The 12298-nt window shown below is 68.8% G+C and carries 10 protein-coding genes; 2 read left to right on the top strand and 8 right to left on the bottom strand.

The features are described 5' to 3' along the window. Positions 1-5 precede the first annotated feature (5 nt). The 7 genes from KL771_RS03880 to KL771_RS03850 form a co-directional block, all read right to left on the bottom strand. A complete protein-coding gene (locus KL771_RS03880; RefSeq protein ID WP_261967246.1) occupies positions 6-779 on the bottom strand; it encodes an ABC transporter ATP-binding protein in 774 nt (257 codons plus the stop codon). Positions 780-782: 3 nt separating this feature from the next. Further along, the gene (locus KL771_RS03875) at positions 783-1604 is read right to left on the bottom strand and encodes an ABC transporter permease (RefSeq protein WP_261967245.1); all 822 of its coding nucleotides are present in this window, start codon (positions 1602-1604) and stop codon (positions 783-785) included. 87 nt (positions 1605-1691) lie between these two features. Continuing rightward, positions 1692-2663, bottom strand: a complete 972-nt coding sequence (locus KL771_RS03870; RefSeq protein WP_261967244.1) for an aliphatic sulfonate ABC transporter substrate-binding protein — start codon at positions 2661-2663, stop codon at positions 1692-1694. Positions 2664-2888: 225 nt separating this feature from the next. Then, a complete protein-coding gene (locus tag KL771_RS03865) occupies positions 2889-3764 on the bottom strand; it encodes a DUF296 domain-containing protein (protein ID WP_261967243.1) in 876 nt (291 codons plus the stop codon). After that, positions 3761-5377, bottom strand: a complete 1617-nt coding sequence (locus tag KL771_RS03860; RefSeq protein WP_390866536.1) for an acyl-CoA synthetase — start codon at positions 5375-5377, stop codon at positions 3761-3763. Before KL771_RS03860 ends, KL771_RS03865 begins: the two co-directional genes overlap by 4 nt. A gap of 156 nt (positions 5378-5533) precedes the next feature. Then, a complete protein-coding gene (locus KL771_RS03855; protein WP_261967241.1) occupies positions 5534-6703 on the bottom strand; it encodes an acetyl-CoA acetyltransferase in 1170 nt (389 codons plus the stop codon). A gap of 2 nt (positions 6704-6705) precedes the next feature. After that, complete coding sequence (locus tag KL771_RS03850; RefSeq protein ID WP_261967240.1) at positions 6706-7638, bottom strand: IclR family transcriptional regulator; 933 nt, start codon at positions 7636-7638, stop codon at positions 6706-6708. A 162-nt stretch (positions 7639-7800) separates the two neighbouring features. Between KL771_RS03850 and KL771_RS03845 the strand changes: the two genes are divergently transcribed. Next, entirely contained in the window at positions 7801-8814 is a 1014-nt protein-coding gene (locus KL771_RS03845) for a TRAP transporter substrate-binding protein (RefSeq protein ID WP_261967239.1), read from the top strand. Between the two features lie 6 nt (positions 8815-8820). Next, entirely contained in the window at positions 8821-10698 is a 1878-nt protein-coding gene (locus KL771_RS03840) for a TRAP transporter large permease (protein WP_261967238.1), read from the top strand. 197 nt (positions 10699-10895) lie between these two features. On the opposite strand, the gene KL771_RS03835 is transcribed toward KL771_RS03840, so the two are convergent. Further along, positions 10896-12128 carry a glycerophosphodiester phosphodiesterase family protein gene (locus tag KL771_RS03835; protein ID WP_261967237.1) on the bottom strand — a complete coding sequence of 411 codons (1233 nt, stop codon included), beginning with the start codon at positions 12126-12128 and terminating at the stop codon, positions 10896-10898. Positions 12129-12298: the final 170 nt, after the last annotated feature.

Below are 12298 nucleotides of genomic sequence, written 5' to 3'. Positions count from 1 at the left end.
GGTTCTCAAATGGCGGCGGCCGGCGCGATCTCCTCGCCGCGCGGGCGCGTCGACAGGGTGTCGTCGAGCGAGCGCAGGATGCGCCGCTTGGCCTCTTCGAATTCGGGCGCCAGCCGGTCGCGCGGGCGGGGCAGGGCGACGCGCGTCTCCGCGGCGATGCGGCCGGGCTTCGGCTGCATCACCACGATCCGGTCGGCCAGCACCAGCGCCTCCTCGATGTCGTGGGTGACCAGCACCATGGTCGGCCGGCTTTCCGCCCAGAGGTCCAGGAGATGGTCCTGCAGGTCGGCGCGCGTGAAGGCGTCGAGCGCCGAGAAGGGCTCGTCGAGCAGGAGCACGCTCGGCCGGGCGACCAGCGCGCGGGCAATGGCGACGCGCTGCGCCTGGCCGCCGGACAGTTCGCGCGGCCAGCGCCGGGCGTAGTCGGCGAGGCCGACCTTGGCCAGCACGGCGGCGATCCGGGCCTCGCGCTCGGCACGCGGCAGATGGACGATGCCGAAGCCGACATTGTCGGCGACATCGAGCCAGGGCAGCAGGCGCGGCTCCTGGAAGATGATGCCGACGGCAGGATGCGGCTCGGCGATCGCCGCGCCGTCGACCAGAATGCGGCCTTCGCTCGCCCGGTCGAGCCCGGAGACGAGGCGCAGCAGCGTGCTCTTGCCGCAGCCCGAGCCGCCGACCACGGCCAGAATCTCGCCAGCCTCCAGGGTCAGCCCGATCCGCTCCAGTGCGCGCGTGCCGTTGGGATAGACCCGGCCGACGCCGTCGATGGTCAGCATGGCTCAGTCCTCCCGGCGGAAATTGTCCTGCCAGCGCAGGAAGGGGGCGGAGCCGGCGGCGACCAGGCCGTCGGTGATCTTGCCGAGAATGGCGAAGCACAGGATGGCGGCGACGATCTGGTCCGGCTTGCCGAGCTGCTGGCCATCGACCAGGAGATAGCCGAGCCCCTCCGAGGCGCCCATGAATTCGGCCGCCACGACGAACATCCAGCCGAGGCCGAGGCCCGAGCGCAGCGCCAGCACATAGGCGGGCAGGATCGCGGGCAGCAGGATGCGCCGGACCAGCGCCGGCCCGGTGAGGCGGAACACGCGCCCGACCTCGACGATCTTGCGGTCGACCGACAGGATCGCGCCCATCACGCCGAGATAGACGGGGAAGAACACGCCGACCGCGATCAGCGCGACCTTGGATTCCTCGAAGATGCCGAGCCAGAGGATGAACAGCGGCACCCAGGCGATCGACGGGATCGAGCGCAGGCCCTGCAGCGTCGGGTCGATCAGCCGGCGCACCAGCGTCGAATAGCCCGCGATCGCGCCGGCGAGCGTGCCCGCCGCCACGCCGAGGCCGAAGCCGGCCGCAACCCGCAGGCTGGTCACGGCGACGTGGCGGGAGAGTTCGCCGGAGGCGGCCAATTCCCAGAGCGTGGCGAAGACGCGCGACGGCGGCGGCATCAGCCGGCCGGTGGCGAAGCCGAACCGGACCGCGGCCTCCCAGCCGATGGCGAGCAGGATCGGCAGGATCAAGCCGATCACGAAGCGTGGCGCCGGTATGAGGCGCGGTCCGCCGTCGCTCGCCGGCGCCACCGTGGTCTCCACCGCACTCATTCCCGCTCCCCCCTCGCGAGCGCGGGGCGCGCCTCCCGGTCCTCCCCGGCAGGCACGCCCCGCAGCATGATTCCGACGTTTCCGGACTTACTGACCGAACTGGCCGAAGCGTTCGTCGATCAGGTCGGCGACGACCTTCTTCACATCCACATCGGCCTTTATGACGCCCGCCTCCTGAAGGGCAAGCCCCGCGGCGAGGATCGAGTCGCGCTGCGGCGCGCCGATGCGCGAATGGGTCAGTTCCGTACGCTCCAGCTGTTTGGCGATCACTGCGTCGGGCAGCTTGGTGGCGGCCACCAGGCTGGCGGTCAGGGTCGCCTTGTCGGCGAGTGCGATGGCGCGCGCCTTCTCATAGGCCGCGAGCACGCGGGCGACGATCTGCGGATGGGCCTGGGCGAAGTCCTCGCGGGTGTTGAGGATGCCCCAGGTGTTGGCTTCCGGCTTGCGGAAGAACAGCTTCGCGCCGGCTTCGACCTCCGCGGAGGCCATGATCGGGTCGAGGCCCGCCCAGGCGTCGACATCGCCGCGCAGCAGCGCCAGCTTGCCGTCGGCATGCTGCAGCAGGACGAGCTTCACGTCCTTCTCGGTCAGGCCGGCTTCGGCGAGCGCGCGGACCAGGAAGATGTGCGGGTCGGTGCCGCGGGTGACGGCGACGGCCTTGCCCTTGAGGTCGGCCGGCTTGGCGATCGTGCTGTCGGCGCGGGCGACCAGGGCGGTCCATTCCGGGCGCGAATAGACGTAGATGGATTTCACCGGATTGCCGTTGATCCGGGCCAGGAGCGCGGCGGCGCCGGCGGTCGAGCCGAAATCGAGCGAGCCGGCATTGAGGAATTCCAGCGCCTTGTTGGATCCGGCCGACTGCACCCAGCGGATCGCGATGCCGTCCTTCTCGAATTCCTGCTCCAGGATCTTCTTGTCCTTGAGGATCAGCGAGACCGGGTTGTAGGTCGCCCAGTCGATCCGGATCTCCTTCGGCGCATCGGCCGCGGCGGCCGGGCCGGCGGTGGCGAGGCCGAGGGCCAGGGCGACGCCGAGAAGGGCGCGGCGGGTGAGGGTCATGGTCGTTCGCTCCCGAAACTGTGAGGGCGCGATCCTCACCGGCCGGAAGCGTTCCGTCGAGGCAAACGGCTACTGGCGTCAGGGCCGGCGTTGGAAAATTCCACCGCGACCGGCCGTCCGCACGAAACGGAGCCGGCGTCAGGGGATTTCGACGCAAAATCCGGACGCCGCAGAGCGGGTGCCCGGAATGCGTTTGCGTCTCGGCGCGGGCGCGGCCGGCCCGGCTCAGAGCTTTTCGAGCACCGCCTCGAAGGTCATCAGGACCGGGTTGTCGCCGCGGACATAGCGTCCTTCGGCGAGTGCGCCGGTATAGTCGATCAGTGCCACATCGATCGCCGCCACCGGTCGTCCATCCGGACCCGGCGCGACCTGGCCATCGACCACGAAGACTTCCGTGGCGAAGTTGTCGACCCGGCCGCCGCCCTCGAAGCGAGCGCCGATCGTGGAGGCGACGCCGCCGCGGATGCGTGCCCGCGCCCAGCCGCGCGCGCCGGCGAGGGTCTCGAAGGTCGTTGCGACATCCTCGTGCGGACGGATGCGGATCGCGATCGCGGGCGTCCCCGTCGCCGTGGGCGGCGGTTCGACCGAAACCGGGCCGAAGATCTGGAAATTGGTCTCCGGATCGTGCTCGGCGACGAAGGCGGCACCGGCAAGGCAGAGCGCGCGCGCCCGGATCGGTTCGGCGACCACGGTCTCCTGCGGGATGACATGGCCGCCGGTCAGCGTGCCGTCGACCGTCCAGAAGCCGTGGCAATGGAACCAGGGCTCGCCGTCCTTGGTCCCGAAGGTCATCCGGCCGAGCGACAGCGGCGTCGCACCGGCCGGCCGGCGGAACTCGGAATAGAAGGCGGCGTGCTTCGGCGTCTCGGACAGGGCCGGGATGACATAGGTGAACGGCCCGAAGGCGCCGCCCTCCAGGTCGACCGTGGCACTTGAGAAGCCGGCGCCCTGGACGGCGCGGCGCACGCCCTCGAGCAGGTTGACGCCGGGCTCCAGCGTGAAGGCGATCTCGGTGCCGAGGCAATCGACGGCCAGCACGCGCGGCTCCGGAGCCGGGCCGGGCTGGACGATGCGGCGGGGCGTGGTCTCCGGTGCGCTCACGACTTCGTCTCCGGGGCCTTCGGGGCCGCCTGGTCATGCGCCGAGGCGGCCTTCGGCATCAGGCCGCGGGCGGCGAGCTCATCCTTGACCATGCGCTTCGGCACCTTGCCGTAGCCGGATTTCGGCAGTGCGTCCCAGAAGAAGAAGCGCTTCGGCATCTTGTACTTGGACACCTTGGCGGCGAGGAAGTCGGCGATCTCGGCCTCGCCGACGCTCATGCCCGGGCGGGCGACGCAGACCGCATAGCCGATTTCGCCCCAGAGCGGATCGGGCACGCCGACGATCGCCACCTCGGCGATGGCCGGATGGGTCAGGAGCTTCTCCTCGATCTCGCGCGGATAGATGTTCGAGCCGCCCGAGATGAACATGTCGGAGGCCCGTCCGGTGATGTAGACGAAGCCTTCGCGGTCCATGTGGCCGAGGTCGCCGGTGCGGAACCAGCCGTTTCGGAAGGCCTTCGCATTGGCGTCCGGATTGTCGTAGTAGCCCGGGAACACGGCCGGCCCGATGACGCAGATCTCGCCGGTCTCGAAGGGCTCCAGTTCCTTGCCGTCGTCGTCCTGGATCGAGACCTGCATGCCGGTGCGCTCGAAGCCGCAGGTGCCGATGCGCGCGGTCGGGCCGTCCTCCTCCTCGTGCAGGGCCGGCGGCAGCACGGTGATGTTGCCGGTGACCTCGCCGAGGCCGAAATACTGCACGATCACCTTGCCGAGCTTCCGGAGCGCGGTCTTCTGGTCCTCGCGATACATCGGCGCGCCGGCATAGATGACGTAGCGCAGCGAGGAATGGTCGTGCGTGTCGACCGCCGGATGCTCGACCAGCATCTTGAGGATGGTCGGCACGGTGAAGAGGTTGGTCACCCGGTACTTCGCGATCAGCCGGTAGGCCTCGTCGATGTCGAAGCGCTCGGTCGGCAGCAGGATGGTCGGTACGGCGCGGTTCGCCTGGACCAGCTGGTGCACGCCGGCGCCGTGGCTGAGCGGGGCGACGACCAGCGAGGCGTCGGCCTCGGTCGTGCCGGGGATCAGGTCGCAGAGATGGTTGGTGATGACGAAGGCCATCTGGCCGTGGGTCAGCACCGAGGCCTTGGAGCGGCCCGTCGTGCCGGAGGTGAAGAAGAACCAGCAGGGATCGTCATACTCGACGACCGCGTCCTTGACGACCGTGCCGGCATGGGCGGCGATCTCGTCGGCCGCGGCGCAGTCGCCGAGCGTGCCGGGGCCGAGCCGCATGGTGAAGGTCAGGCCACGCGGGCGCATATGGGCCTCGACGGCGGCGGCATGCTCGGGGAAGTCGCCGTGGCACAGGAAGGCCTTGGCGCCGGCATAGTCGGCCAGATCGGCGACCTCGGCGGCCATCAGGCGGAAGTTGGTCGGCACCCAGACGGCGCCGAGCCGGAAGGTCGCGAACATCGAGAAGAACATCTCCTCGCAATTCTTGGAATGCACGAGGATGCGATCGCCCTTGCCGATGCCGCGCGCGGCGAGCGCGGCCGCGAAGGCCGACACACTGGCCTCGATCTCGGCCCAGCTCCAGCTGCGGTCGGCCCAGACGAAGCCGGGCCGGTCGGGGAAGCGGCGGGCATTCTGGACCAGGATGTGGGCGAGGTTCATCACCCGGCGGGACGAGGGCGCGACGCCCCCGCGCGGAGCCGTTGCAGTCACGGGATCGGTTCCTCTCCAAGGACATGCCGGCGGCTCGTCTCGGCCGCCGGTCGGTTCGGGTGGTTTCGAAAGTGCGATCGTCTCAACGTGCAGAGGTCGGGCGGCTCACTTCAGCCGTTCGAGGATCGACACATAGTTGGCGACCGCCGCGCCGCCCATATTGAAGACGCCGGCCAGCGCCGCGCCGTCGAGCTGCATCTCGCCGGCCTCGCCCATCAGCTGCATCGCCGCCATGACGTGCTGCGAGACGCCGGTCGCGCCGATCGGATGGCCGCGCGACTTGAGGCCGCCGGAGAGATTGACCGGCAGCCGGCCGCCGCGGCTGGTCTGGCCCTCGCGGGCCACGCGCCAGCCCTCGCCGGGCGCGGCGAGGCCCATCGCCTCGTATTCGATCATCTCGGCGACGGTGAAGCAGTCATGGGTCTCGACCAGATCGAGATCGTCGATCGAGATTCCGGCATCCTCGCGCGCCTTGGTCCAGGCGCGGCGGGCGCCCTCGAAGGCGATCGGATCGCGGCGCGACAGCGGCAGGAAGTCGTTGACCTGCCGGCGCGCCCGGAAGCCGACCGCGCGGGCGAGGCTCATCGCGGTCTCCTCGTCGGCGATCACCAGGGCTGCGGCGCCGTCGGAGACCAGCGAGCAGTCCGTCCGGCGCAGCGGGCCGGCGACGCGCGGGTTCTTGTCGGACACGGTGTTGCAGAAGTCGAAGCCGAAATCCTTGCGCATATGGGCGAGCGGATTGGCCAGGCCATGGCGGTGGTTCTTGGCCGCGATCATGGCGAGTTCCTCGGAGCGATCGCCGTGACGCTGGAAATAGTGCTGCGCGATGCGCCCGAAGATGCCGGCGAAGCCGGCGTCGACCTCAGCCTCCTCCTTGCGGTAGCAGGCGGTCAGCAGGATGTCGCCGACCTCCGCGGTCGGGGTGGCGGTCATCTTCTCGGCACCGATGACCAGGGCGATCCGGCCGCGGCCGCTCTCGACGAAATCGAGCGCCGAATAGAGCGCGGCCGAGCCGGTCGCGCAGGCATTCTCCAGATGCGTCGCGGGCGTATAGGCCAGCTCCGGCACGTTCATCGCCACCAACGCGGCTTCGAAGCCCTGGCGGGCGAAGCCGTTGTTGTAGACGCCGACCGTGATCGCATCGACATCGGCCGGGGTGACGCCGGCATGGACCAGCGCATCGGCGGCGACGCGGCCGATCAGGCTCTCGACATCCGGATCTTCCAGCTTGCCGAAGGGGGAGTGGGCCCAGCCCACGATGGCGGCACGGCTCATGGTCATCTCCTCTCGCCGACTTTGCGGCGTTGTGCCCCGGCCGTCGCCGGAGCCCTGTCATCCTGGGAAAGGCCGGTTTCGGCGATGCGCGCTTCGACGCGGCGCACCTCCTCCCGGAGCAGTTCGGCAAGCTGGGCCTGTCGGTCCGGCTGCATGCGGCTCTCGATGGCGGCGAGCGACAGGCACGCATTCGGCCGGCCGCGCTCGTCGCGCACGACCATGCCCATGCCCCAGGAGCCGGGGAACAGCAGGCCGCGATTGAGCCCGTAGCCGAGCTGGCGCGCTTCGGCGACGAGATCACGCATCAGCGGCCGGTTGAGCATCGGATAGCGGGCCGCGAGAAGTGCGTCGTTGGCCTCGAACGAGGCTTCGATCTCGGCATCCGGCATCGCCGCCGCGAGCGTGATGCCGCCGGCGCCGCAGCCGATCGGATGACGGTCGCCGGCGGCGAGCACATGCGAGCGGATCGGGAAGTCGCCGTCCTCGCGCTGCAGGCAGACGACCGACCAGTCGCGCCGGACCTGCAGGAAGGCGGCGTCGCCGGTCTCGCGGGCAAGCCGGGTGACGCTGTCAGCGGCGAGCCGGTGCAGGCCGAAGCGGTCGGCCGCCACCGTGCCGAGCACATAGGCCTCGGGGCCGAGAAAATAGCGCCGCGTGATCGGGTCCTGTTCGGCGAGGCCGGCCTCGATCAGGGCGAGCAGGATGCGCCGGCAGGTCGGCTTGGCGAGACCCGATGCCTCGACCAGTTCCGACAGCCCGGCGCCGCGATTGCGGGTGGCGGCGAGCTGGCGCAGCAGGCCGACGGCGCGGCCGATGCTCTGCGTGCCGGACGGCTCGCCGCTCTCCGCACGGGACGGATCGAAACGGTCCGCGTCGCTGCGCGCCGTGGCGCGGGGCAGCGTGCCGGAAATTTCCGTCTCGATCAATTCCACCATGTGGACCCAGCCAATCGCCGATTTGTCGTTGACAAGTGGGATATACCCGGCCATTCGTCAACCTGAAAAACGATTTGATCAATCAGTTCCACATTGTGGACTGATTGGCAATCCGGAGGCGGGTCGGGAGCTCGACCTTCGGTCCCCAGGGAGGAACTTGCGATGTCCGGAATCACCCGCCGCAGCTTCACGGTCGGCGCCGCCGCCCTCGGCGTTACGACCTTCAACATCGGCCGTGCCCGCGCGGCCGAGTTCAGCTACAAGTTCGCCAACAACCTCGCCCTGTCGCATCCGCTGAACAAGCGCGCGGCCGAGGCGGCGGCGAAGATCAAGGAAGAGACCGGCGGCCGCTTCGAGCTGCAGATCTTCCCGTCCAGCCAGCTCGGCTCCGACACCGACACGCTCGGCCAGATCCGCTCCGGCGCGGTCGACTTCTTCACCCTGTCGGGCCTGATCCTGTCGACCTTCGTCCCGGCCGCCTCGATCAACGGCGTCGGTTTCGCCTTCAAGGACTACGACACCGTTTGGAAGGCGATGGACGGCAAGCTCGGCGACTTCATCCGCGCCGAGATCGCCAAGTCGCGCACGATCTTCGCCTTCGACAAGCAGTGGGACAACGGCTTCCGCCAGACCACGACCTCGACCAAGCCGATCACCTCGCCGGCGGATCTCGCCAACCTGAAGATCCGGGTGCCCCCGGCGCCGCTGTGGACCTCGATGTTCAAGGCCTTCGGCTCCGCGCCGGCGACCATCAACTTCAACGAAGTCTACAGCGCCCTGCAGTCCAAGGTCGTCGACGCGCAGGAGAACCCGCTCGCCATCATCGAGACCGCCAAGCTCTACGAAGTGCAGGGCTATTGCTCGATGACCAATCACATGTGGGACGGCTTCCACTTCCTCGCCAACCGGGCGAGCTGGGAAGCCCTGCCGAAGGACATCCAGGCCGTGGTGTCGAAGCACATCAACGCCGCGGCGATCGCCGAGCGCGCCGATGTCGCCGACCTGACCAAGGGCCTGCAGGAGACGCTGGCCTCCAAGGGCATGAAGTTCAACACCGTCGACCAGGGCCCGTTCCGCGACAAGCTGAAGGCGGCCGGCTTCTATTCCGAATGGAAGGGCAAGTACGGCGATGCGGCCTGGGCGGTGCTGGAAGGCGCCGTCGGCTCGCTCGGCTGATCCACGATGGGTGCCGTCTCCGAATTCGCGCCCCCGCACGCCTCGCGGGTGGTGAGGCCGGATTCCGCTCTGGCGACGGCCGAGCGGATTCTCGGTGCTCTGGTCGAGATCCCGGCGGCGGTACTGGTCGTCGCCGAGATCGTCGTCCTGTTCTCCGGCATCGTTGCCCGCTACGTGCTGCACCAGCCGCTGGTCTGGTCGGACGAACTGGCCTCGATCCTGTTCCTCTGGCTCGCCATGCTGGGGGCCGCCGTGGCGCTCCGGCGCGGCGAGCACATGCGCATGACCGCGCTCGTCGCCCGGCTGCCGCCGGCGGCGCGCGGCTTCGTCGACGCGCTCGCCGTCACGGCGGGCCTCGCCTTCCTGGTGCTGATCATCATCCCGGCCTATCACTGGGCCTATGAGGAGAGCTTCATCACCACGCCGGCGATGGAGATCGCCAATGCCTGGCGGGCGGCGGCCTTCCCGGTCGGCGTCGTGCTGATGATCGTCTTCTCGCTTCTGCGCCTGGCGCTCCGCGCGAGCCTCGCCTCCGCGCTCGGCGCGGCGCTCCTGACGGCCGCCGTGGTGGCGGCCTTCTGGTTTGCCGGTCCGACCCTGAAGCCGCTCGGCAACTGGAATCTGGTCATCTTCTTCGTCGGCGTGGTCGGCATCTGCGTCTTCTCGGGCGTGCCGATCGTGTTCTCCTTCGCGCTCGCCACGCTCGGCTATCTGGCGCTGACCACCCGCGTGCCGCTCGGCACGCTGGTCGGCCGGATGGACGAGGGCATGAGCCATCTGATCCTCCTGGCCGTGCCGCTCTTCGTCTTCCTCGGCCTCCTGATCGAAATGGCCGGCATGGCCAAGGCGATGGTGCGCTTCCTGGCGAGCCTGCTCGGCCATGTCCGCGGCGGCCTGTCCTATGTGCTGATCGGGGCGATGTATCTGGTCTCCGGCATCTCCGGCTCGAAGGCCGCCGACATGGCGGCGGTTGCCCCGGCGCTGTTTCCGGAGATGAAGGCGCGCGGCGCCAAGCCGGGCGATCTGGTCGCACTGCTCTCCGCCACCGGCGCGCAGACCGAGACCATCCCGCCCTCGATCGTGCTGATCACCATCGGCTCGGTCACCGGCGTCTCGATTGCGGCGCTGTTCACCGGCGGCCTGCTGCCCGGCGTCGTCCTGGCGGTCGGGCTGTGCTTCGTGGTCGCGCGGCGCTACCGTACCGACGACCTGTCGCATGTCCGCCGCGCCACCGGCGGCGAGATCCTCAAGGCCTTCCTGATCGCCTTCCCGGCGCTGGCGCTGCCCTTCGTGATCCGCGCCGCGGTGGTCGAGGGCGTCGCCACCGCCACCGAAGTCTCGACCATCGGCATCGTCTATTCGCTCGTCGTCGGTCTGGTCTTCTACCGGCAGATCGACTGGCGGCGCATGGGGACCATCCTGGTCGAGACGGCGGCCCTGTCGGGCGCGATCCTGATCATCATCGGCGCGGCCTCCGCGATGGCCTGGGGGCTGACCCAGTCGGGCTTCTCGCGCACGCTCGCCCAGGCGATGACGCAATTGCCCGGCGGTGCCTTCGGCTTCATGACGGTGTCGGTGGTCGCCTTCATCATCCTCGGCTCGGTGCTCGAAGGCATCCCGGCCATCGTGCTGTTCGGGCCGCTCCTGTTCCCGATCGCGCGCGCGGTCGGCATCCACGAGGTCCACTACGCCATGGTGGTCGTGCTCGCGATGGGGCTCGGCCTGTTCGCTCCGCCCTTCGGCGTCGGCTACTACGCCGCCTGCGCCATCGGCAAGGTCAACCCGGACGAGGGCATCGGGCCGATCTGGGCCTACATGCTGGCGCTGCTGGTCGGCCTGATCGTGGTCGCGGCCGTGCCGTGGATCTCGATCGGCTTCCTGTGAGCCGGGCATGGCCGTGCCGATGTCGCCCGTGGCGGGCTGCGATTGCAGCCTTCGAGCCGCCGCGCCGGTCCCGGTCCCGGCCGTATGCGGGCGAGAGTCCGGTTCGTCCCCGCGTGAGCGCGTCGCGCGGGGACGAATTCCAGGACCGTGCCGGCGTCCGGAACCGGTGCGTCCGGCATCCGCCCGCCGGCAAAGGCTCACTTCAGGTTCATGCAGTTGGCATAGTAGGTGACCGTCGCGGGCCAGTCGGAGAAGATGCCGACGATGCCGATATCCTTGGACAGAACGTCAAGCAGTTCGTAGATATAGCCGTCGTTGTCGACGATCTTGTTGATCGTTTTGTAGTAGTAGCCGCCGCCCTTCTGCAGCGGCCCGGAACGCTCCAGCGACCAGGTGATGATGTTGAGGCCGGCGGCCTTGGCTTCCTTGGCATAGGCCGACGGAACGATCTTGCCGTTCTCGACGGTGACCAGAAGGGGCAGCGAAGGGGCGATGTAGTTGACGCCCATCGCCTTCAGTTCCTTCATGGACGGCTTGAAGGTGGCCGCGTCGTTGGAATCGAAGCCCTTGACGGTCTCGTCGCGCTCGTCGAGGAACACAGCCTGCTTGCCGAAGTCCGGTTCCGCCTTGATCCAGTAGAGGATGTCGGCGAGGTTGAAGGACTGCGCGAACACATCCGAGGCCGGCACGCCGGCGGCCTTATATTCGTCGATCATCGCCTGGGCATAGTGCTCCTGCGTCCAGCCGTCATACGGCATGGTCACCGACGGGCTCTTCAGCTCCGGGGTGAACTTCAGGCCTTGCGCCTTGACGAGGGCGATATATTCCGCGTGAGTCATCAGATCGCCGCCGGCCGCCGCATAGAGATCGGTGCGCCAGTTGGCCGTTCCCTTCATATAGGCTTCGACGGTCGTCGCCTTGGTGTTGGCGGCGTCCATCTTGCCGGTCAGGGTCTTGAATTCGGCCAGCGTGATGTCCGAGGTGCGGCATTCGGCCGAGGCCGGCTTGTCGCCTTCGGCCGGGACGAAGCCTTTCGTGCATTTCTTGGCGAGGTCGCTGCCGAGGATATTCGTGGTCGTGTGCAGGTCGTTCTGCGCGTGACGGCAGACGAGCTTCTTGTCCTTGGTGAAGGTCACGTCGCATTCCTGGATGCCGACGCCCATGCGCCAGGCGGCCTTGTAGGACTGGACCGTGTGCTCGGGGAACTGAAGCGGTGCGCCGCGATGGGCGATCGAGAAGAGCTTGCGCTCCTGCGTCTTGCCGGCACAGGCTTCGAGACGGGCCTTCAGTTCCGGATTGCGGACCTGGTCGATCAGGAAATAGGGCCGAACGCCAACTTCCACGTCGGCAGCGGACGCCGGACCGGCGAGCATGCCAAGGGCGGCGAGCGAAAGGGCGGCGGCGGCGGCCGACGGAAACGATTTGCGCATGGAGTGACTCCGCAAGGGGTTGCGCCGGTCCGTTACCGCGCCCGGATCACGCTCGTGTTGCGGTCCTGTAAACGTTCCGCTTCAGTCCGGCTTTCCCGGCCTGACCCGGGGTTGGCCAGGGCCGCGGCCCGATGTCGCCGCCGCGACGACGCACCTTCCCGCATTCTTCC

Source organism: Prosthecodimorpha staleyi (genome assembly GCF_018729455.1).
Lineage (GTDB): Bacteria > Pseudomonadota > Alphaproteobacteria > Rhizobiales > Ancalomicrobiaceae > Prosthecodimorpha > Prosthecodimorpha staleyi.
This window is presented reverse-complemented; position numbering and strand designations above follow the sequence as displayed.